Source organism: Ureibacillus acetophenoni (genome assembly GCF_900220965.1).
Taxonomy (GTDB): domain Bacteria; phylum Bacillota; class Bacilli; order Bacillales_A; family Planococcaceae; genus Ureibacillus; species Ureibacillus acetophenoni.
In genome coordinates this window covers 39,710-61,115 of record NZ_OBQC01000015.1, presented here as the reverse complement: position 1 = coordinate 61,115, position 21,406 = coordinate 39,710, and the positions used below count along the sequence as shown (strand labels likewise).

At 34.2% G+C, this 21,406-nt stretch carries 23 protein-coding genes; 14 read left to right on the top strand and 9 right to left on the bottom strand.

What is annotated here, in order from left to right:
- Positions 1–70: 70 nt before the first annotated feature.
- Entirely contained in the window at positions 71–808 is a 738-nt protein-coding gene (locus CRO45_RS20145; RefSeq protein WP_170949533.1) for a sensor histidine kinase, read from the bottom strand.
- Between the two features lie 872 nt (positions 809–1,680).
- The gene (locus CRO45_RS16550) at positions 1,681–2,307 is read right to left on the bottom strand and encodes a hypothetical protein (RefSeq protein WP_097150735.1); all 627 of its coding nucleotides are present in this window, start codon (positions 2,305–2,307) and stop codon (positions 1,681–1,683) included.
- A 319-nt stretch (positions 2,308–2,626) separates the two neighbouring features.
- On the opposite strand from CRO45_RS16550, the gene CRO45_RS16545 reads away from it, so the two are divergent.
- Together CRO45_RS16545 and CRO45_RS16540 are read left to right on the top strand one after the other, a co-directional pair.
- Complete coding sequence (locus CRO45_RS16545; protein WP_097150734.1) at positions 2,627–2,926, top strand: hypothetical protein; 300 nt, start codon at positions 2,627–2,629, stop codon at positions 2,924–2,926.
- Positions 2,927–3,089: 163 nt separating this feature from the next.
- Positions 3,090–3,353: a hypothetical protein gene (locus tag CRO45_RS16540; protein ID WP_097150733.1), complete on the top strand. Its 264-nt coding sequence runs from the start codon at positions 3,090–3,092 to the stop codon at positions 3,351–3,353.
- A 59-nt stretch (positions 3,354–3,412) separates the two neighbouring features.
- Here CRO45_RS16540 and rlmD read toward each other — a convergent pair whose 3' ends face one another.
- The 3 genes from rlmD to CRO45_RS16525 form a co-directional block, all read right to left on the bottom strand.
- Entirely contained in the window at positions 3,413–4,810 is a 1,398-nt protein-coding gene (gene rlmD, locus CRO45_RS16535) for a 23S rRNA (uracil(1939)-C(5))-methyltransferase RlmD (protein WP_097150732.1), read from the bottom strand.
- Positions 4,811–5,466: 656 nt separating this feature from the next.
- On the bottom strand, positions 5,467–6,333 hold the full coding sequence (locus tag CRO45_RS16530) for an RNA polymerase sigma-70 factor (protein WP_097150731.1): 867 nt from the start codon (positions 6,331–6,333) through the stop codon (positions 5,467–5,469).
- Positions 6,334–6,338: 5 nt separating this feature from the next.
- Positions 6,339–7,688 (bottom strand): phytoene desaturase family protein, encoded by a 1,350-nt coding sequence (locus CRO45_RS16525; RefSeq protein ID WP_235864636.1) that lies wholly within the window; start codon positions 7,686–7,688, stop codon positions 6,339–6,341.
- A gap of 136 nt (positions 7,689–7,824) precedes the next feature.
- Here CRO45_RS16525 and CRO45_RS16520 point away from each other — a divergent pair, with 136 nt between their 5' ends.
- From CRO45_RS16520 to CRO45_RS16495, 6 genes are all read left to right on the top strand, one after another.
- The gene (locus CRO45_RS16520; protein ID WP_097150730.1) at positions 7,825–9,825 is read left to right on the top strand and encodes a PKD domain-containing protein; all 2,001 of its coding nucleotides are present in this window, start codon (positions 7,825–7,827) and stop codon (positions 9,823–9,825) included.
- The gene (locus CRO45_RS16515) at positions 9,800–10,429 is read left to right on the top strand and encodes a hypothetical protein (RefSeq protein ID WP_097150729.1); all 630 of its coding nucleotides are present in this window, start codon (positions 9,800–9,802) and stop codon (positions 10,427–10,429) included. Before CRO45_RS16520 ends, CRO45_RS16515 begins: the two co-directional genes overlap by 26 nt.
- A gap of 145 nt (positions 10,430–10,574) precedes the next feature.
- Positions 10,575–11,198, top strand: a complete 624-nt coding sequence (locus CRO45_RS16510) for a hypothetical protein (RefSeq protein WP_235864635.1) — start codon at positions 10,575–10,577, stop codon at positions 11,196–11,198.
- Between the two features lie 591 nt (positions 11,199–11,789).
- Positions 11,790–12,233, top strand: a complete 444-nt coding sequence (locus CRO45_RS16505; protein WP_097150728.1) for an NUDIX hydrolase — start codon at positions 11,790–11,792, stop codon at positions 12,231–12,233.
- Between the two features lie 93 nt (positions 12,234–12,326).
- On the top strand, positions 12,327–12,653 hold the full coding sequence (locus tag CRO45_RS16500) for a VOC family protein (RefSeq protein ID WP_097150727.1): 327 nt from the start codon (positions 12,327–12,329) through the stop codon (positions 12,651–12,653).
- 107 nt (positions 12,654–12,760) lie between these two features.
- The gene (locus CRO45_RS16495) at positions 12,761–13,327 is read left to right on the top strand and encodes an NUDIX hydrolase (RefSeq protein ID WP_097150726.1); all 567 of its coding nucleotides are present in this window, start codon (positions 12,761–12,763) and stop codon (positions 13,325–13,327) included.
- A 121-nt stretch (positions 13,328–13,448) separates the two neighbouring features.
- On the opposite strand, the gene CRO45_RS16490 is transcribed toward CRO45_RS16495, so the two are convergent.
- From CRO45_RS16490 to CRO45_RS16485, 3 genes are all read right to left on the bottom strand, one after another.
- A complete protein-coding gene (locus CRO45_RS16490; protein WP_235864634.1) occupies positions 13,449–13,838 on the bottom strand; it encodes a hypothetical protein in 390 nt (129 codons plus the stop codon).
- A 150-nt stretch (positions 13,839–13,988) separates the two neighbouring features.
- Complete coding sequence (locus CRO45_RS20140; RefSeq protein WP_170949532.1) at positions 13,989–14,150, bottom strand: hypothetical protein; 162 nt, start codon at positions 14,148–14,150, stop codon at positions 13,989–13,991.
- Positions 14,143–15,414, bottom strand: a complete 1,272-nt coding sequence (locus CRO45_RS16485; RefSeq protein ID WP_097150725.1) for a tetratricopeptide repeat protein — start codon at positions 15,412–15,414, stop codon at positions 14,143–14,145. Before CRO45_RS16485 ends, CRO45_RS20140 begins: the two co-directional genes overlap by 8 nt.
- 323 nt (positions 15,415–15,737) lie before the next feature.
- Between CRO45_RS16485 and CRO45_RS16480 the strand changes: the two genes are divergently transcribed.
- The 4 genes from CRO45_RS16480 to CRO45_RS16460 all read left to right on the top strand — a co-directional run bounded on the left by CRO45_RS16480 (position 15,738) and on the right by CRO45_RS16460 (position 19,355).
- Positions 15,738–16,241: a hypothetical protein gene (locus tag CRO45_RS16480; protein ID WP_097150724.1), complete on the top strand. Its 504-nt coding sequence runs from the start codon at positions 15,738–15,740 to the stop codon at positions 16,239–16,241.
- Between the two features lie 66 nt (positions 16,242–16,307).
- Positions 16,308–17,513: a YcaO-like family protein gene (locus tag CRO45_RS16475; RefSeq protein WP_170949531.1), complete on the top strand. Its 1,206-nt coding sequence runs from the start codon at positions 16,308–16,310 to the stop codon at positions 17,511–17,513.
- 521 nt (positions 17,514–18,034) lie between these two features.
- Positions 18,035–18,895 carry a ParA family protein gene (locus CRO45_RS16465; protein WP_097150721.1) on the top strand — a complete coding sequence of 287 codons (861 nt, stop codon included), beginning with the start codon at positions 18,035–18,037 and terminating at the stop codon, positions 18,893–18,895.
- Positions 18,885–19,355, top strand: a complete 471-nt coding sequence (locus tag CRO45_RS16460) for a hypothetical protein (RefSeq protein WP_097150720.1) — start codon at positions 18,885–18,887, stop codon at positions 19,353–19,355. Before CRO45_RS16465 ends, CRO45_RS16460 begins: the two co-directional genes overlap by 11 nt.
- 279 nt (positions 19,356–19,634) lie before the next feature.
- Here the strand turns inward: CRO45_RS16460 and CRO45_RS20470 are convergent, their stop codons facing one another.
- Positions 19,635–19,718 (bottom strand): putative holin-like toxin, encoded by an 84-nt coding sequence (locus CRO45_RS20470; protein ID WP_408056607.1) that lies wholly within the window; start codon positions 19,716–19,718, stop codon positions 19,635–19,637.
- A gap of 603 nt (positions 19,719–20,321) precedes the next feature.
- On the opposite strand from CRO45_RS20470, the gene CRO45_RS16455 reads away from it, so the two are divergent.
- A complete protein-coding gene (locus tag CRO45_RS16455; protein ID WP_097150719.1) occupies positions 20,322–20,801 on the top strand; it encodes a hypothetical protein in 480 nt (159 codons plus the stop codon).
- Between the two features lie 3 nt (positions 20,802–20,804).
- Positions 20,805–21,356 (top strand): hypothetical protein, encoded by a 552-nt coding sequence (locus CRO45_RS16450; RefSeq protein ID WP_097150718.1) that lies wholly within the window; start codon positions 20,805–20,807, stop codon positions 21,354–21,356.
- The last annotated feature ends 50 nt before the right edge of the window (positions 21,357–21,406 follow it).

Genomic DNA, 21,406 nt, shown 5'->3' with positions numbered 1-21,406 from the left:
AGTAGACATATTAAACGCTTATCCAGCAAGTTTGGATAAGCGTATTTTGATTAAATATAAATGAAATGTCTTATATAGAGAGAGCGAATTTCTTAATAGAAATTTCTAGTTCCTGCATAAACCAACCATCTTCAACTTGAGTAGTTAGATCGACAGCATCGTAGTTTTTCAGAATGTCTTTCACATTATTTAATCCAATACCTCGATTTTTTCCTTTAGTAGAGAAGTTTTCTTTATAAATATCATCTAGTTGAATCTTAAATTCCTCAACAGTATTATCAATACAAATTAAAGTCGAATTATTATTTGTTTTCATGAATGCAATGCTAATTTGAGGGTCCGTTTGATTGCTGCAAGCCTCTATTGCATTGTCAGTTAGTATTCCAATAATACGAGTTAAATCAATGATATCCATGTCAATTGAATCTATCGGTTCAGGAATCTCAACAACTAACCTAATTCCAAGTTGGTCTGCTTGGATTACTTTTGTAGCTAGCAAACCTTTTAATTCAACGAGTTTTAAATTGTCTAGATTATTAAAAGCTTCATTCTTAAAAAGTGTATTTTGTTCTGCTTTTAAAATATGCGATTGGAAATAGTGTTTTAATCCAGGTAGGTTATCAGTTTCTAAGTAACCTCGAATCGATAGTAAAATATTTGAATAGTCATGCTGGAATTTTTGCATTTCTTTATTAATTTTTTCTAGTGAATTCATGTAATTCATATGTTGTTTATTTTCTATTTCGAGTCGTTCTAATCTTTCTTTAATTTCAATACGTTTTGTAGATGTTCTATACAAAACGATCATACTAAAAAAATATACTCCTTCTAATACAAATTTAACCCTTGAAATAATGAGCTCTTGGTTAAGTTCAAGACTTATACTATTTAAACATAAAAGTGTGATAGTTAATGCTGATGTGAAAACGATAAATAGACGCGATTTCACCGAAACAACTATAGTAGGATTTACTCTTAATATAAACTTTTTATAGTAGTATGTGAAAGTGAAAAATGTAACTAAATAAAGAGAAATATATATGTACGAAAACATTAGTCCTTCTAAAACTAATAAGGACGATAATCTAAAGGCTATGTGTTCAGTAATAATTCCTCCGAAGACTAGTGAACACATATCGACAAAAGCTCTAATAGATTTAGAAGCATAGTTAAAAAAGATTAATGTGCAGATTGAAATATAGGCTATAGTTATAAATTCATAACCTAAAAATTGTAGCCCTATGGATGGGATGAATATAAAAGTTGCACATATAAAGATCATTTTATATGTCGGAATAATATGTAATGTGTAAAAAAGTGTAAAGAAAAGAACTATGACCTCTATAAGAGGTAAAGCAGGGAGAACCAAAAACTAGCACCTCGCATTCATATGAATATCATAAAATCAACATTTATAAGATTCTGAAAATTAAATTTATTACTATGTATAAACTTGTAAAGGATGCATAAATTATATGAAAATTTAGAGTGGTTCAATAATAATTACATATTAACATGTTTTTCCTAATAAATAAACATTTTCTAACAGTGATTATTATTAAGTTTTTGAGTATATGAGAGAATGAGGAATAGTTAATTACTATTTTATGAAATATATTAATTGTTATATTAAAAATATTAATTATCTAACTCATAATATAATGTAAAAAATCCCCATTCCTAAACGGAAAGGGGATTTTCATTCATACGTTTTTCTGGATAATATTCATAACTTTTACTAGGTTTAATTTTAGTGAATTTCTTACGCCAATCTTGGTATAAAGAAATAACTTGATCGTAAGCTTTATTATCTTCTTTACGAACATGTAGAATCATATCATAGTAAACTTCTACTGCTTCACAATATTCTTGACCAAACAATTTGCAACAAACATCTTTATCGACACGACCGTGTTGAATTCCTGTAGAAATTGTCTTCAGGTGATACAGTGCTTCGTGAATATCAAACTCTTCTCTAGTCGCTACTTGATCTCTAGTTAAGGGGAAATCGTATCTGAAATTATGAATTCCCTTTACATCCGATACAAAAGAATTGTCATAGTACGCTAAATCAAAGACATTTGCCTTATACTTTCGTAGATGCGGGATAATTGTTTCGGTGAAACGATCGGCATACGTAATCGCTTTTTCTGTTGCATCACGCTTATCCTTTGCTAAATCGATTTTGACCAATTTATTTAATCTTACCCAGACAATGACTAGTAAAAAAATTGTAAATAAAAGAATAGCAGTTTCTATAGGGTTTTGTTGCACTAGTCTAATTAGTAATTGATTCCAAGTTTCCAAATGTTCTCACTCCCATTCAATGAAAATATATTTATCTTTAGTATGTTAGTTAATAATGAATTCTATTCTTCATATATGCAAAAAAAATATAAAATATGAGTAATAGATTAAAAAAGTATAAAAATACATAAAAGTTTTATATAAAAAACCGTATTTTCTAAGAAATCTCTTAGTAGGGATTCTCTTTTAAAATACGGTTTTTTTAAGTTAGTAAAGTTTTTGCTAAAGAATTTTAGAATATTAACATACTGGATCTCGTAGTTTCGTAAATTACAATAAATCATTGAAAAGGAAAAATGTCTTCCTGTTGGAGGTTCGTATGAAAATTCTCTTAAGAATCTATTTAGTTATAACTCAAATAATATACATTTTCACTTTGCTAACATGGTTCCGTTGGGCAATGCTAGCTTTAGCAGTTTTAGAAAATAATCTGACCTTCGATATTGTTCTATGGATTTTATTCTTACCAGTCTTAGGATATCCTCTTCTAATCGTTAGTTGTGCATTTTATAGTTGGAAAAGTCATAATCAAAAACCTATTCGATCCCTCATTATGAATACTGTACCAATACTTTGGATTATTGCTCATTCGGTTCTTTGGCTAAATCTTTCAACTTAATTAAAAGCCGTATTTGGAAAGATAACTCAATGATTTGAGTACACCAAATACGGTTTTTATCGTTACGTTAAAATTAAACATACTCGTCCTAAGTTGAACGTAGATTATATTATGAGATAACTTTTTGATTTGCTTGTGACATCACATACCTTGGGGGAGAAGGATGAAGCTTTATTTAATTGCAACGCAAAGCATTTATTTTGTATCTTTAATACCTTGGCTTTTTTTCTGGGTGTTGGCCTTTATATTGATAATGCATGACCCGACTTCTCAAAATACATTATATTTTATGATTATTACACTCTACCCAGTTGCAGTAATTATTTGCACCATTATTGCATGGTATTTTCATATAAATAAGAGAAGCATATCTATTGCGATTAATTTAATTCCAGCGATTTGGTTAATTATTTATTCGTTATTATAAAAATAAAGGGGTCCAAGCATTGGAAGAGATTTTACTTCCAATACTGGACCCCGAAATTATTAATTTTCTTCTTTCCTAACTAATAGTGAGACACATTCAACATGTACTGTATGTGGGAAAAGATCCACTGGTTGAACTGTAACTAACTCATAACCAAATGGTGCTAATTCTTTAATATCTGTAGCAAATGTATCTGGGTTACAAGAAACGTAGACAATGCGTGATGGTTGTGTACGGCCAATTCTACGCATTACTTTACCACCTGCACCTGAGCGCGGTGGGTCAACTACTAATAAATCAGGAACACCAAAAGTTTCTAATACTTCAACTAAGCCATGTCTAGCATCTCTTGCTAAGAAGAACGTATTATCAATCCCATTATCCTTTGCATTACGTTTAGCAGATTCAATGGAAGTTTCTACGATTTCAATACCTGCTAACTTTCCAACTCGGCTAGCGAATGGAAGGGAGAATGTACCAACCCCACAGAATAAGTCAATCATACTTTCCGTTTCTTTTGGTTGACCCATTTCCAATGCTAATTCAACTAGCTTTTGTGCTTGTGTTGGATTTGTTTGGAAGAATGTATCAAACCAAAGTCTGTAGCGGTAACCTAACATTTCATCGTAAATAAAGTCACGTCCTGCTAACACATGTGTTTTTTCAGATTGAGTTCTGTCAGCCCAGTCGCGATTTTCAAGCCATAATAAGCTTTGCACTTTAGGGAATTTCTCTGTAATGCGGGCAATTAAATCTTTAACCGCTTCTTCTAATTCACCTTCAGGAGCTTCTGTTACAAATAGAGCAAGCATGATTTCTTCTGTTGCAAATGATTGACGAACCATTAGATGACGAAGTAATCCTTCGTGCTCGTCTTTGTTGTAGCCAGGAAGTTTGTGATCTTTCGCCCATTTCCCAACCTCTAGAGCTGCTTCAACCATTTCTTCTCTCGCAATTAAGCAAGTCTCAAGAGAAATAACATTTCGGAAGTTACCTTGCTCATGTAAACCAAGTTCTCCTTCTTTTGAAAAAGTGAACTCCATTTTATTACGATAGCGCCAAGGGTTGTCCATACCAATTGTATCTCTTACTAGGGAAGGGTCAAAACCTTGTGCTCCTACAACTTCTTTAACGTATGCTGTTTTGTGATTTAATTGGCCTTCGTACTGCCAGTGTTGCCATACACAACCTCCGCAAAGTTCAAAGTGAGGGCATTCCGGTCCGATTCTTTCAGGGCTAGCTTCTAGGATTTCTTCTGCTAAAGCTTTTACTCTTCTTTTGTCAGGACGTTCAATCGATACTTTCACTTTTTCGCCAGGTAAAGTTTGGGGAATTGTGAGCTTTATTTTTTTTGGATTTACTTCGCCTGTTTCTCTCCAAACTACGGCCTGTCCAGAACCTTTTGGATCTAATTGACGAATTTCTGTTTCAAAAATTTCACCTTTAATGATAGTCAATGAAGGTTCCTCCTTCTAAATTTCTAATATATGAATGAAGCATTTTCCATGCATAAATTCAAAGCGCATAGTTTCTATTATAACGAAACATGCACCATATTGGAATCATTCAGATATTGGATATGGAGGGGAGAAGTTGAGTGAGTGGATTGATTGAATTGATAGTGATTCGTGAAATTAGTTGGGGATGAAGGACATTTGGGTAAGTAATTAGGTTTGAGATGTCCTTCATCGGTGTTATGAAAGACATTTTAAGTAGGATTTCGCTTTGAAAAGTCCTTCATGGGCGTTATGAAAGACATTTTAAGTAGGATTCCGCTCAGAAAAGTCCTTCATCGGTGTTATGAAAGACATTTTAAGTAGGATTTTGTTTTGAAAAGTCCTTCATCGGCGTTATCAAGCCCGTTTTGAGTAGAGTTTGGCCCGAAAGTGGTCCTGATGAGCGTTATCAGAACCATTATGAGTAGGATTTGGCCCGAAAGTGGTTCTGATCGGCGTTATCAAGCCCATTTTGAGTAAAGTTTGGCCCGAAAGTGGTTCTGATTGGCATAATCAAGACCACTTTGAGTTGAATTTCGTACAAAAGTGGTCCTGACCAGTGTTATGAAATCCGTTTTAAACTAAATCTCGTTCGCAACTCGGCATCATTAACTATCTTAATCTCCAATCGGCAGTTTATCAGGGTTCAATGTCATATAAATGTCTTCAATCCGCTCATTAACAATAAAGAAGCTAATAATATTACTTAGCTGACCATTAAGATAAATGATAATACCTGGTTGGCCATTCACGTTTTTCACCTCAACTGCGAAATCTTCAGGGGCTTTCTTTAAGATACCAAGTAAAAAGGCAGAAACATTCGGAAGTGTAGAAATTGGTCGAATCGCTGCTCGAACAACTCCACCTCCGTCAGAGTATAACGTCACATTTTCGGATAGAAGCTCAAGAAGGGTATCCGTTTTTTGTTGTTGGAATGCTTCAATAAAGCGGTTTACGATAGATTTATTTTTCTCGTAATGAAGACTTTCTCCATCTACACGTGATATTTTAGACTTCGCACGACTAAAAATCTTACGGCAGTTATCCTCACTTTTTTCAATAATATTAGCAAGCTCTTTATAAGAAAACTCAAAAACTTCCCGTAATACAAGAACAGCACGCTCATTAGGTGTCAAATGTTCCATCATTCGCAAATAGGCGATACTTAAACCTTCTTTTTGGAGAAATATTTTCAAGGGATCATCGTCTCTATCCAATTCCTTCAGTAGAGGTTCTGGATTCCAAGGACCAATGTACTGTTCTCGCCTAAATCGCGCAGATCTTAGCACATCAAGGCTACGGTTTGTGACCATCTTGCATAAATATGCTTTTTTACTCTCCACCGTTTCCATATCCACTTGATAAGCCTTTAAGAAAGTCTCTTGCACAATATCTTCTGCCTCAGAAATTGAACCTAACATCCGGTAACTAATAGAAAATAGTAAAGGTTTTAATTGTTTATATTCATCATTACTAATTTGCAAAAGAATCAGCTCTTTTCTTTTTGAATGATTTCTAATGCCGCTTGCTTTGCGCTTGTGACGGCCGCTTCTGAAAGAATGCTGTCGGGGGAGGCCCAGTCTCCAGCTAAATATAGTCCGGGAATTGCAGATTTAGAACTATTTAGTCGCGTTTCATCTTCAGGCAATGGCAAGCGTTCATTCACTGTAATATGCGGAATGAAGCGGCTTGTAATTTCGTATCTTTTCCAGCCGGGTTGAACCTTCTCTAGAAATTGTTCAAGTTCTAATTTGACAACTTTAGCGTCTACTTGTTCATCAGGCTGAAGGTATTTAAATACATGTAAAATGATGTTTTTTGGATCGTTAGATAGACGAGCATAAGTTGAATGAACAGAATAGTAAAGTGGGTCATTTAAATCCAATGCGAAAAGTTTTGTGGGGTCTGGAAGTTGGGTTAATGCCACATCGAATGTAGCGCCTTTTACAGGTGTAAATTTTGAGAAGATTCCTTTCATTGCAGTAGGTGCATGTTCGCCAAGTAGTCCTAGTAACTCTAGTGGGCTAATTGTAGAGAGTATATTTTTAGTAGAAATGCTTTCACCGTTAGCAAGAATAATTTCAAAAGCGTTATCTTGTTTAGATGGAATAATCTGTTTTACGGTTTGATGAGAACGAATTTCCGAACCTAGCAAAACAGCTTTGTTGTGTAGTTGATCAATCATAGATTGCCATCCACCGTCCAGATAAAGTACACCACTCATAACGGATTTTAATTGCGATACGACGATTTTCGCACTCACTTGATCTGGTGCATTGCAATAAGTTGATAATCTTGCAAGTAGTAAGAGTACAGATTGTACTGCTTTTGAAGGTGTTATTTGTTCCACCCATTGTGAGAAAGTTAGTTGTGATAGAGAATCAGACTTCATTTTTAAAATAGTAAGTAAAGCCTTTAACCAATGAAAACGATCTTTCATATTGAAATAGCGAGTCGTGAAAACCCCAACTAGATTAAAGGGAGCTCTGTAATGGGTTTCTTTGTCTACCAATATTCCATCTAGTTTCGGAGATTTGCCATGTATCTTGATACCTACTTGTTCGAGAATCAGTTTTGCTTTTCCTTTTTTATAAAGAGCATGAGGACCAATATTAAAGAGCTGATCACTAATCCGGTCTGTTTTTGCTCGACCTCCAACCGTTTTTCCTTTTTCTAAAACCAAAACAGATAAGTTCGACTTTGCAAGAAAATTTGCTGAGACTAACCCAGCTAAACCTCCGCCAATAATTACAACATCCCATTGTTTCGTCAGTTTAATGTACCCCCTAAATTTGTTTTCATATTCATAACGAGGATAGCTAATGGATTGTGACAACATATTAATTTAAATTTTGAAAATGAAGAATTTGGCAAACGGCATACTAGTCAAAGGCTTAGCTTCACTAAAATTTTTTTCATAGATTAAGAGTATGTAAGACATCTACATTTAACTGAATTATGAAAGGAGAAACGTAATGCCTACAGTTGGTCCTATAAATGCATTAAACGGATTTCCCGTTTGGTATAAAGATGATAATGGATTACGGCTAATGCTAAATACCGATGTAGACGATCCATTTAATATCGTAACTCGTGCAGATTTACCAGATCCATCTGCACCAATTTCGTTTCCAGATAATTTTCCTGGAGAGTTATTTTATTTTACTGCAGAAGCAGAAATGCGAACAGACGCAATGAGAGCACGCTTAGTTTTGGCGTTAGAAGCTGCGTTTGTAAATGAAATCCCGGATCATGGAGAGCAAATTGTATTCGGTCGTGTTCGAATTCGAGTGGATGGGTTAGTAGCTGGTGAGACATATACTGTCACACACCCTTACGGAATCCAATCTTTTGTAGCAGAAGATGATGGTGATGGTGGCGGTGAAATCAATTTTACAGAAGATATTGGTGGAATGAATGGTGGTAACTTTGAGATGGCGTTGGATTCTAAAGTTTTCCCCTTTGTAACTTGGGATCCATCCATTGAACCACTTGCGCCAGAAGGATATATTGGTGATCCAACTATAGAACACGAAATTACTGGTAGCCCTGTGGAGAATATTTTTAGAATTCAAGGTCCGGGCATTGGTATTGGTTCACCATTTGCATCACCCTTAGATCCAATAAACACGATTGAAACAAATCTTTTTAATGTATCTGGAAAAATCTCAACGATTTCTGGTGTTGAAGTAACGAGGGCAACGTATACACAAAGTGATGCAACAGGTGGGGTGATTGATGTATTCGCAATTTCAGATGTGACTCCACAGAGTATTCAAGTAACTGGTAGTGGATTGAATCCTACTTTATTAGTAGGTGGAAATGGACTTTATTTTGCACGAGTGTCATATGAAGGGGCAGAACCACCAAGTAGTATAACAGTTACAAATCTCGGTGATAACGACCCGACCAGCGTTCAAGAAGTGGAACCAGTTGATTTCATCACTGCGGCTGCAAACTACAATACGATTACTGAAACCCTTACAATTACTGCTACATCAAGCGACTCAATTCATGAAGTCACTTTAACTGTAACTGAATTCGATTTACAGTTACCGACAACAGGCCCTTTATCTTTATTAACAGATATTGTTCCTGCAAATGTGACAATTGTATCTTCTAGGGGAGGAAGTCGGACGGTACCTGTGACAATAGACGGCGAAGTAACGCCTCCAACAGGGGTGGTAGCTAACGCTGGACCAGATCAAACGGTATTTTTTGGATCCACTGTTCAATTAAATGGAGCTAACTCAAGTGGTACAGTAACTAGTTATCAATGGGTGCAAATCTCAGGGGATCCAGTAGTCACATTAACAGGGGCGAATACGTCTAACCCAACTTTCATCGCACCGAACGTTAATACTTCGTTAACTTTTCAATTAACAGTAACTGGAGAAGGAGGATCATCTTCAGATACAGTAGTAATAAATGTAGTCGATATTGGGCCACCACCTAGTGCCAATGCTGGACTAGATCAAACGGTTCAACAAGGTTCATTAGTGACGCTAACTGGTAGTGCTACCGGGGTTGTCTCGACATATCAATGGCTACAAATATCCGGCCCTACAGTTCAATTAAATAATGTGAATTCAGCAACGGCTTCATTCACTTTCCCAAATCAAAATGCGACTTTAATATTCCAATTAACTGTCACAGGTCCAGGTGGAACATCTACTGATACAGTTCAAATTTCTTCAATTGCGGATGTCATCACAGTTACTCGAGTTCAATTTAGAACAGGTGATAGTGAATGGAGAATAGCAGGAACTTCTAACGTAAACGGTGCAACAATTACAATCTATATAGGAAACACGTTAAATGGTACTGTATTGGCCCAAGTTGTTACAGATGCGCTAGGTGAATGGGAATATCGAGTAGAACCTTCAACCGTTCAACCAGACGCGACACGAGCAATTTCAATTCAATCCAGTTCAGGAGGTGTGCTGGTCAATGTACCGATTAATATCAGAAATTAAAAAACAGGAAAGCATCCTAAATCATATGTTAAAAAGGGTAGTTAGCAATCGAAAGAGAATATGTGATCCGTGTATTGAAAAGATAGAAAATGATTTAAACGAAATTAAAAGCTTACTAACACTTAAGAATAAAGAGTTAAAGTATATTCTAGATGCTATGAATGATCCGTCGTGTAAATGTCCTTGTGAAAGTCCATCCCCTGAACCTGAACCTGATCCAACTGAAGATCGGTTATATGGCTTTGCTTATTCTGACGCTGATAGTAGTGTAAGTGGCAATGTTAAGTTCCAAGTGTTTAGTCCTCGTCATGAAGATATAATCAATAAAGATGGAGGGCTCCAAGTTAGTAAAACTGGGGTTTACCAAGTTAGCTATTCAGTTTCGTGCAAAGTGTTAAATGGGGCAGCGAATCCAGTAAAATTCAAAATTGTAGTGAATGATTCATTCATACCATCGACTTCAGTATTAGAGACAAATACTTCTCAACATCTCTTTTCAAGTCAATTGGTTCCTTTAATGGAAGGGGATATAGTGAAACTTGATGCAGAAGTTTCAGAGGGTAATAGTTATTCGAAACCTACACTTCAAATACTTATGATTTGATAATAAGAAGAACCAATTAAAGCATTTGTAAAATGAAATTTAATATATAATTGCAATAAATAGAGGCAGTGAAATCTTCACTGCCTCCTTTTTCAGGAGAAAGACAGGTTTTTACTATTTGAATAAAATAAAGAAGGAGCTTGGAATGACAATAATAAACAAATTAGCATCACAGCTTGATCGCCGTGATGAAGAACCGAATATTGAGCTCGCACAGGAACTTGCAAGTGAGAATAAAACAGGGATTCATGAAATTATTGAGAACCTCTCCAACAAAGACAAAAAAATACGACATGATTGTATAAAAGTTGCTTACGAAATTGGACAAGTAAAGCCAGAATTAATTAGTGATCATGCGATTGTATTTGTTGAGCTGTTGAGAAGTCGAGACAATCGGATGGTGTGGGGAGCAATGCAGGCAATAACAACCATTGCTGAGTTAAAGACGGAATTACTTATGGAACAATTACACGAAATTCAACTTGCTATAAAAATTGGTTCGGTTATAACAGTGGATAAAGGGATAATTACACTAGCAAAATTGGCTGCTTCTAGCGAAGAAAATAACGAGCAAATATTTCCGTTCCTAATTGAACACTTAAAAAACTGCAGAACAAAAGAAGTGCCACAACATGCAGAAAGTACGTTGATTGCAGTTAATGAAAAAAATAAAGAGGAGTTCATTCAAGTTTTACAAGAAAGAGAACCGTACATGACAGAACCTCAAAGAAAGCGAATTAAAAAAATTTTCAAGTCATTTGAACAATAAATTAATGCAACGCATGGTGTCAATTTCCGTGCGTTTTAAACTTTTAAATTGTCGGAATTTGATATATTAATTCTTATTTTTGACCACTCAGTAACAAAATCCGATTATTTCCAAGGAAATAATTCACAGAATACCACATAACATGTCAAAAATTCACGAAACAATGAAGAACAAAATAAAAAGGTCGATCCCTAGAATAAGGAATCGACTAAAAGTGAGGTGTATGAAAAGGGTTATAATAACTAACAACTTTTTTCTTATTAGAACAACTATTATCAAAAAATCTAAGAGCCACTGCAATAGCGATCCAAGAAGAGACATACACAGTGAACATCACAAGCGACATATATTACTGTATACGCTTACATACTAAAAATAATTACTCCAAATTTTGTATCATTTTATTATATTCTTGAAAATTATTTACTGTAGGGACATTCACTTATTGTTTTTAGTTTATTGCACCATACATATTAACTGTTAGAATGAAATAGATGTGAAACAAGGACAAATGCTAAGAAAGATTTTTTGGCTCTAAATATAATACAAAATGATAAATTTGAAGATAAATAAAAGGGGTCTATAGGACAAATGGAATATTATAAGTATTTAAGGCAACACGTAGGGACAAAGCCGTTAATTTTACCAGGGGCTGTTGTAATTATTCGCAATAACAAAGGTGAAGTATTACTACAAAAACGACCCGAAGGAAGATGGGGATTACCAGGTGGGTTGATGAATCTAGGTGAAAGTTTTGAACAAGTGGCTATTCGAGAAGTATTAGAAGAAACTGGCTTACATATTCAAAACTTAAGATTGTTAGCGGTGTTTTCTGGTGAAGATACCTATGTGAAAGGTGAAAACGGTGACGAGTTTTATTCGGTAACTGCTGTGTTTATAACAGACCAAGTCAAAGGAGAAATTCAGTTCGAAACACCTGAAACGGTAGATGTTCAATATTTTAAGAGTAATGAATTGCCAGAACAAATGGTTGGAAGCCACCGACGATTTATTTATCAGTTTATGTATGAATAAATCTCTGTATATACAATGACGGTTGAAAGCATAATGAGTTTGTCAAAATAATAATCATTTGATACTAATGCTTGGTATGAGAGGGTGTAGCAGATGATTAGAAAACTAGGACAAGTGATGATTTATGTGAATGACCAAGAGGCTGCCATAAAGTTTTGGATGAGTTGGTATGAAATCGCTCCAACAAAGAGCGCGGAAACGAGTTTTGTTCTACAAAACAAGGAACTAGTTGCAAAACTGGAGCCTGAAGTAAACGTAGGTACACCTTCTTTATTGTTTTATGCAGACAATCTTGAGCAAGTTTATGAAGATTTTAAGAGTAAAGGTATTACAGTTGGTGTAATAGTTAATGTACCAGAAGGAAAAGTATTTAATTTTGCTGATGAAGAAGGAAACTACTTTGCGATTGTAGAAAAATAATGAGCTGGTTTAAATGCCTGTCCACGTGTTGTGGGTAGGCTTTTATTATTTAAGATAATGTATAATTAAAACGAAGCAATTATTAGAAGTAACAAAAGGAGTACTGTATGAATCTAAAAAAACAATTTCAAGAGTATACCCCGTGCAATGCACAAGAAGAGAAGGACCGAGAAATCATCCTCCGTTATATGGATACATTTGATAACTTGTTAACGAGGGAAAATGAGTTTGCTCATTTTACAGCGTCTGCTTGGTTAGTAAATAAAGAACGAACGAAAGTATTAATGGCGTATCATAACATCTATAATTCATGGTCGTGGGTTGGTGGACATGCAGATGGGGAAGAGAACTTACTTTATGTAGCCATAAAAGAGGCGAAAGAAGAAACAGGGTTAGTAAATGTAGAGCCTGTTTCAAGTGATATTTATTCTATCGAAATTTTAGGAGTCCCAGCCCACGAAAAGCGAGGGCAGCATGTTGCAACACATGTCCACTTAAATGTTACATACTTGCTAGAAGCTGATGAAGATGAATTAACGCAAATTAAACCTGATGAAAATAGCGATATCGCTTGGATGGAGATAGATGAAGCGGTGGAAGCGAGCACAGAGCCTGAAATGAAGGTTGTGTATCGTAAGTTGAATGAAAAGTTACGGGTTTACCAAGCTCGTTAAGCATTATTGATTGAAGTAGGGAAGATCTAAATAAGATGCTCCAGAAATAAAACGCTTGAAGAATGGTTGCCTTTATTAAAGAGGGTACTCGCATAATTCAAGCGTTTTATTAGTTGAACGATTAAGATTGTTTCGCCTTCATATCAAATAAGTGTTTAAAGTAATGCCAGTAGTAATAAACCAAATAACCATAAGCTATACACATCACAATGGCTAGCGGTAGTAACGACCAATCTAAGAAAATATGAAGGAGTAAAATATTTACGATAATTGCAGATAATGCAGCAAGTGTGAGAACGACAAAACGATTAGCTAATAATAATATCCCACAAATGATTTCAAGTCCTTTTTCCGCAAATAACAAATAGTCAAATTCAAATAAGGCCATTGCTGCAGGACTAGTAGGGGCGATTGGGTCAAAGCCGAACCCTACTATGAACCCATTAATGCCAGCACCTAAAAAGATAATTCCCAAGAAAACTCTAGCGACATGCATTATTTTAACTTTCAATACAAGGCTCCCTTAATAGATGATGTAATATAAATATATTAAATAACAATCGTATTTATCTTCCAAAATAAAAAAAGGATCTGAACAATGCAAGTTCAGACCAAAGTGGCATTTTAACGAAATATGGTTAAATTAGAAGGTTTACAATAATTAGCGATCCAATGTGAATCCACCAATTCCGATACTCATTGGTTTAAGAGCTGGTTTTGGATCGATTTCATGGATTGAAGCTTCTGTAGGAGAAGCAGTATAAACTGCGAATCCACATACTAAAGCAAGTGCTAGAACTATTTTTTTCATTTTGTTAGACATTGTTCTTTTCACCTCCCTTTAAGAGATTTGCGTAAGCATCAAAGGCATATTTATAGAGCTCATTACTTTTTTTATAAAACTTATGTTTTTCTAATATCGCACCAAATTCTTTTGAGTAGAATATGATTAATTCATAGATACGGTTTTTTACGATATGTGGAAAATTAGAATTTAAGGTTGTGAATATTTCATCCATATCTTTGTAATCTATAAATAATAAGCAATTCAGTAGATTATTAGAAATGATATATGAATCATTCACTTTCGTAGATTCCATAACCTGATTTGCCTTATTTAAGTAAACTTTTGCTTCTTTAAAATCTCCAATTTTATAATAAGTTCTTGCTAAATTCGATAATATATTAAAGTTATTTGGCTCAATTTTTAAGGAAGATTGATAATAATGTATAGCATCATAATATTGATTCTGACACTCGCTGCAATAACCTAAGTCGTTATAAATCATAATTTTTTCATAATCAGAAAAAATATTAAGCTGTTCCACAATATGTAAGGCTTGTTTATAATATTTAATCGATTTGTCCCATTCGTAGATATTGTTATATGCAATACCTAAAAGTACCAGAGTCTGCACCATTCGGTTAAGATGATATTGGTCACTATATTCATTTAAAGCTCTTTTTGCGTAATCAATACAAGCTTTATAGGAACGAATACGTCTATAACAAAGAGCGATATTGTAATATAAATTTCCATGTTCTTCTTTTGTACCGTAATTGATATTGTGGTCTTGCGTATACTCTTCGAAAATTTGAATTGCATCTTCATTTTTATTTAAAATAGTAAAACAAACTACATAAGTATTGATGAAAATAAATTTTTCATAATTATTTAGACTAGGTAAAACTTGATACACATCATCCAAAATCTCTTTCGCTTGATTGTATTTTTCAATAGTTAAAAGATAACGCGAATAGATGATTTTATATTTAATAACTAAACCTTGGTTAAGTTGACTCTCGAGGTTTAAATAATGTGATAACTCCTTTTTTAAAGGAGTTTTTTTAGTTAAATGCGCGTACCAGTCATCGAGATCTTTTTCCATTTCTATGGAGCTGTAGATAACCTCATCATAGTCCGCTCCAAGTTTTCCAAGTAGCAGACGATAGATCTCTTCGTCTGGTGTGACGTGGTTGTTTTCAATACGACTTAAATAGGAATTGGTGCATATTCCTTGTGCTAGTTCTTCTTGGCTAATTCCTTGTTCAATCCGTTTGAATTTAATAATATCTCCTATTTTCATATTAAATCCCTCCGAATTAATCTCATTATTACATAAAGTTGGTAAAAGTTAAATCTCATTCAATGTTTTCACAAACGGGATTTTTTTTGGCACTTTAACTTATATTATTTAGTCAAACTTTCATAAAAAGAGAGAAAGGTAGACTCACTTTCCTCAAATTTGTTTTATAACACCACTTTAAGTGGGGGTTGTTGATAAAGTTTGTTCGATTTGAAAAATTCAGAAATGTCCTATAATTAATAGTAACACAGGTAGATGAATTGATTTCAATAATTTGCATAAAGATAAAATCAAGTGTTCCTATAAGAAATGGAGGGATGAGTATGTTTGCAAAACTTCAAGAGAGAAAAATTGAATCTGGTAATGTAATATTCCGATCAAAAGTAACTTCATATAATAAGGTAAGAACAAGTGGATTTGCTTCAAAGTTAAATAACGAAAAGAATATTGAAACATTATCAGAAAAGTCAATTTCACTAATTAACAACACCTTAAATAAACTTTTTACTCAAGGTCTACTCAATAAGTTCCATTCGAAAGAGGATAAAAGTGTATTAATTATAACTAAAAACCTTTCAGAAGAAATACAGCAATGTATTAGTAGTGAGAATTTTGCTCACGATATACGAGTTAATCATATAGAAAACATCGAAAAAACGAATTTTAAAGTAGATATCATTATTGCATTTGATTTTGACTATGAGACTATTTTCTTTAATGAAGTATCAGAACTATCAAGGGAAATAAACGTACCGTTGATTCAATTTGGTATAGCAGACGGTAGTTTATTTATGGGTCCTGTCTATTTATCGCAAAAGCCATGTTGATTGACTGAAGAAAAGAGGTCGCTTGTTTTTGGGCAAATCTATTTCAAAGCAAAAGGGGTGCTAATGATGAATCATGTAAACGGTTCTAAAAAGTATCAAGAAAAGCTAATCCATACGATAGAAAGTGTTCCTATAAGTATGATGAACAACCAATTTCATCGATATATGGCCATAATTAAACAAAAAAGTGGTCAAAGGATCTTTCCAGGAACAGGATTTTCTATGGATTACCATGTAGCGAAATCCCATGCAGTAGGGGAAGCGATCGAGCGCTATTGTGCTGGAATTATGAACCCAATAGATATTGTAAAGCGACCAATTAATGATTTGGACTATCCATGCATTCCGCCACTACATTTCAATCGATATACAAATGAGCAATATGCAAATCAAGACAAGTTTGAACAGTATAATAAGAATAGTGAACATAATTGGGTTCTAGCCAACAACTATATGACAGGTGATACAGTTTATTTACCTATCGAAACGGTTTACTTGTTAATACCAAATCAATACAAAAGGTTTCGAGATGTTGTATCAACAGGTTTAGCATCTGGGCCATGTTTTGACGCTGCGTTTGAAAATGCTTTGAATGAATGTATAGAAAAAGATGCATTTATGCTTTCATGGTTATTGAGAAAAGTAAACTATGAAATTTCATTAGATAGTTTAAAAACTAAGAAACTAAATAAATTAATACAGTCAATGGAAAATATGAATTACTCGCTTCGGATTTATGATATATCTCAACCAGAAATAAAATCCTTTACAATATTGACTGTAATTAAGGCGAATGATTCAATAGGTTTTTATATGACAGCATCAACGAACCGAAAATTAAGTAAAGCTATTAAAAAGTCGATTGAAGAAGCGATTAGTGGATACGTCACATTGCAAGAAAAGAGTGTCTATCATTCAAATTCTGACTTAGACATGTCGAAAGAAGGATCTACTTATTACTATTTCAAAGGGTTTGATGACAGTGTGTTATCAGAAGTAATTAGCCCTGAAATAGAAGTGAAGAATTTTGAATCAATTGAACAAGAATATACGTTTACAGAGATGATTCAGTCTGTCGCGAGTCAAACGGATATTTATTATAAAGATTTAACAACAGTTGATATTCGAGAATTAAATTTAGTCAGTTTGAGAGTGGTTACTCCGAGTTTATTAATTTTACCATATGAAAAAGAAGCGCTTTTAGAGTCGGAGAGACTACAAAGATTATCGGACGGAGTAGAGTTAAATTTAAAACCTCATCCGTTTCCGTAAACACTTGGGGAAGTGGGAGATTAAAATAGAAAAAGTCGGATCCTTTATGGATTCGACTTTTTTATTGTAATCCTATAACTAAACGTACTTCCTTCTCTTAATCAGCTTATATAAAAAAACTAGAAAAATTAATATTAATAATGAACCGAAAACACCGATCCAAAATGGGTTTTGAGCAATAAATATTCCAAGAAATTCAAAGGGTCTTGGAACCTCTAAGGCATCCATAATTGGGAAAATAATATACAGAAATAAAAACACACCTGCAATGAACGAAATCGCAAAATATTTCACCTAAACACCCCAAACATTCAAAGTTTAACTTCTCGTTTAAGCTTTCTTGCATGTCTTAGAGAATCCGACCATAATCTGTTTAATGTATTACATATTCTCCGTTTATCACAGGTATCCTTTAAAACTGATAGTAATTCCACAAGAAAAACGAGATTTTCGATTATACATAGTCTTTGAATCTAGCCATATATTAATAGAGACATTGCTTTGAAAGGGGATCTGATTATTTGGCGATTGTAATACCAGTCATTAATTTAAAGGGTGGAGTAGCGAAAACGACGACTAGTGTAGGGCTAGCAGAGATGTTGTCATCGGAATTTAAGAAGAAGGTACTTTTCATAGACCTTGACCCTCAAACCAATGGTACGACGATGTTGATCGGAGAACATCGGTGGAAGGACTTAAATGATAATGGCTACACGTTAGCAAGGCTATTTGAAAGTGCACTTCATCCAGAAGAGTTCACATTTGACTTGAACAGAACACTTCAACGGAATGTATCTAATATTTTGTCCGTTATGAATTTAGATTTAATCCCTTCAAGCCTCGATTTAATTAACCTTCAAGACGATTTAACAAGAATTCCAAGAGGAAGATTTTATACGAATCATCCATATGACATTTTAAGAAAAGGCATCCAGCCTATTTTCAATCACTACGATTATATTATTATTGACTGTCCGCCAAATTTAGGTTTAATCACACTTAATGGGCTACGCATTGCAAATGGTTATATTATTCCAACGATCCCTGATGTTCTTTCTACATATGGCATTCCGCAAATTATTAATCGTGTGAACGATTTTGCATGGGAGATTAGCTATCCAATAGAAACATTAGGGATTGTAATTACAAAATTTAAGGAAAATTCCAATGTACATCAAACAAATCGTGCAAAACTTCAAAGAGAGATCGACGCTCCTTTGTTTAATGCAGTATTTAAAGAAAACAACCAAATGGCAAGTGCAGCAGACTTCACAATGGAATATGCAACATTCCGACAGAAATGGGGGTATGGTGGTCAATTCGATGCTTTCTATAACCTAGCAAATGAAATCGTAGAGAGGTATGAACGAAATGAAAATTGAAACACAGTTGGAACAACTATTTAAAATTATTGTGCAAGAAGTAAATGCGAATCATGAATTTGCAAAGAAGATTAGGGGGATTTTCAATGCAAATGAGAAAAAGCCACATCAAACTAGTAGAGGGTGGGGCGGCAGAGGGGCTGGAGAACTTTCTGCAGCAAACCCAACTGAACATGCGAATACCGCTCTTCCAAGCGTTACTTCTAAAAGGAAAACACGTAGACGAAATGCTGCGCTTTTCAACCCAGAAACGATTTTAGAAGAACATGGAGAAGGTACACTTCTTGATTCACTAAACCAATTAGAAGTAGATCAGTTAAAAGACATCGTTTCAGAATTCGGAATGGATCCTGCAAAGAAAGTAATGAAATGGAAAAAGAAAGATCGATTTGTGGCACATATTGTTGAAGTAACTAATCATCGTTTACAAAAGGGAGGAGCATTCAGAAGAATAAATTAGCTATTTTTCACTCTGGATGAGTAGTTTAAGAGAAAATTAAGAAAAAGAGTAAAATATATGGAATGTATTGTAATCCAAGTGCATACAATATGCATTGGGGATACAATCTTGTTAAATCTGTCGAAAATTAGTATAATTAGGTTAACAACATAAATAATAAAAGAGACTGCTTGATGCTGCAACATCAAACAGTCCTTGCAATAGTCGGTCCCAACAAGGGATTGGCTCCAGAAAAGAAGGTATTACCTAACCCATCTGAGCTACCAACTCAAAGGTGGGTTATTTTTTTACGTTAAAAGACAGGATCGCGATGACTAATGTTGAAAATGAAATTGCCAACATTAGTGCTTCTGAGACTGTCATGGCATCACTCCTTTCTACTGGAGTGAGCCAACCACCCTTGAGCCCAAAAACTATTACAATTTTATTTTAGCACAAAAGTTCCTTTATTTGAATAATTTAACAGTAGGTAAAAAGACTTGAAAAACTTGTCCGTAATATAGGTTGCAAGACATTGAAATTGATAGAGAAAGTAGGTCGAATCCAATAATAAAGGGATTCGGCTTTTTTTTCTCTAATAATGAAGAGCAAAAAAATAATAACTTAATAATATTCCAACATTTTGATTTCTATAATTATTTTGTGTTTTTATGATATGGATAGTAAATTTCCGATATCAACCCTATAGAGCCATATAAACTAACCTTTCATATGCGAAAAGACTGTGAAAATATTTTTTTGTTCCACCAAAGGATTTGAAAGCCTATCGAAAATTCCACTTTCATCTTTTGAGGTGCTAAAAATTAACTTTTCCAATTAAATGAGAAATATGAGCAATTTGACAAAAACAGTAAAGGAAATAAAATAGAATTACCTTCACTTCAATACTTCCCCTTCCCCACTCAAACTGTTAATCCAAACTAATAATGTACGTATCATTTGAAAAAATGTAGGAGGTAATATGTATTGGGCTCAATTATAGAAGATGTAACATGTCCTAAATGTAGCTTGATGGCGATTGCGGATTATTATTATCGTACTGATGAAGTTATTATCAAATGTCCTCGTTGCGGTTACAACTATAATAGATATTTTAAATGGAACAGAGATCATTTCTTTAATTGTGCTAGTGAGATAGAAGATGCTCACGAAGATGATGAACTAATCATCGATGAACAGGAAGGTTTTGGTGTTTACGTATTGAGAACAAAAGATGGTTATAAGACAACAAACTTATACAATTGTAGGATTACAAATAAACATATTGACGAGTTTAAAAAACTTTACTTCTCGGAAGAAACTGACCAAGAAAGAAGTTACCTTGTTCGTTATGAAGAAGGAGAATTTAAAGTCATCATTGGGACCTTGCCAGAAGACTTCTTTACTTATTCTGAAAATACAATACAGCCATATATATTGCGTCCATTATGGAAATTGGAGAGGTGAAAAATGACCACAGATACTCAAAAGCTTTTAGAATCCAAAAGATTAATAGAAAAACTAGCAAATGGTGAAAATCCACTATCAGGTATACCAATCCATGATGAAAGTTTCTTAAATAACCCGAAAATTTTACGATCGTTTTATTTCCTCGTAGATCATCTGACAACTCAAATTGAACAAAAAACTCTTCCGCCTGTTAAACCTAAAAAATTCGTTATAACTGAAGAACAACTTGAGAGCGTAAAACTTCCTACTGGAAAGATAGGTATTAATGAATTTGCAAAAGCAATCAACAAAGTCATCGATCCTCAAGTTAGTAAAAAATTAACTGGCCAAATGATTAATAAAAAGCTTAAAGAACTTGGAATACTAAGTGAAATGGTTGATGAAGAGGGCAAAACGAATACGGTTACTAATGAAAACTCTGAAGGATATGGCATTGAAAGTATAGCGAGAAGCTTTAATGGTCGCGAATATCAAAAGGTTGTTTACAACGAAGTGGGGAAAGAATTTTTACTTAAAAACTTTATGGGTTGGATGAATGACAATTTAGAGTAAATTTTGCTAAACATCTGATCTTTTGGTATGGTTTTTAATTAAATCCTCGG

Coding starts and splice junctions, on each gene's coding strand:
- CRO45_RS20145 (WP_170949533.1), bottom strand. CDS start 808: ATGATCGTTTTGTATAGAACATCTACAAAACGTATTGAAATTAAAGAA.
- CRO45_RS16545 (WP_097150734.1), top strand. CDS start 2,627: ATGAAAATTCTCTTAAGAATCTATTTAGTTATAACTCAAATAATATAC.
- CRO45_RS16540 (WP_097150733.1), top strand. CDS start 3,090: ATGAAGCTTTATTTAATTGCAACGCAAAGCATTTATTTTGTATCTTTA.
- CRO45_RS16525 (WP_235864636.1), bottom strand. CDS start 7,688: ATGTTGTCACAATCCATTAGCTATCCTCGTTATGAATATGAAAACAAA.
- CRO45_RS16520 (WP_097150730.1), top strand. CDS start 7,825: ATGCCTACAGTTGGTCCTATAAATGCATTAAACGGATTTCCCGTTTGG.
- CRO45_RS16515 (WP_097150729.1), top strand. CDS start 9,800: ATGTACCGATTAATATCAGAAATTAAAAAACAGGAAAGCATCCTAAAT.
- CRO45_RS16510 (WP_235864635.1), top strand. CDS start 10,575: ATGACAATAATAAACAAATTAGCATCACAGCTTGATCGCCGTGATGAA.
- CRO45_RS16505 (WP_097150728.1), top strand. CDS start 11,790: ATGGAATATTATAAGTATTTAAGGCAACACGTAGGGACAAAGCCGTTA.
- CRO45_RS16500 (WP_097150727.1), top strand. CDS start 12,327: ATGATTAGAAAACTAGGACAAGTGATGATTTATGTGAATGACCAAGAG.
- CRO45_RS16495 (WP_097150726.1), top strand. CDS start 12,761: ATGAATCTAAAAAAACAATTTCAAGAGTATACCCCGTGCAATGCACAA.
- CRO45_RS20140 (WP_170949532.1), bottom strand. CDS start 14,150: ATGTCTAACAAAATGAAAAAAATAGTTCTAGCACTTGCTTTAGTATGT.
- CRO45_RS16485 (WP_097150725.1), bottom strand. CDS start 15,414: ATGAAAATAGGAGATATTATTAAATTCAAACGGATTGAACAAGGAATT.
- CRO45_RS16480 (WP_097150724.1), top strand. CDS start 15,738: ATGTTTGCAAAACTTCAAGAGAGAAAAATTGAATCTGGTAATGTAATA.
- CRO45_RS16475 (WP_170949531.1), top strand. CDS start 16,308: ATGAATCATGTAAACGGTTCTAAAAAGTATCAAGAAAAGCTAATCCAT.
- CRO45_RS16460 (WP_097150720.1), top strand. CDS start 18,885: ATGAAAATTGAAACACAGTTGGAACAACTATTTAAAATTATTGTGCAA.
- CRO45_RS20470 (WP_408056607.1), bottom strand. CDS start 19,718: ATGACAGTCTCAGAAGCACTAATGTTGGCAATTTCATTTTCAACATTA.
- CRO45_RS16450 (WP_097150718.1), top strand. CDS start 20,805: ATGACCACAGATACTCAAAAGCTTTTAGAATCCAAAAGATTAATAGAA.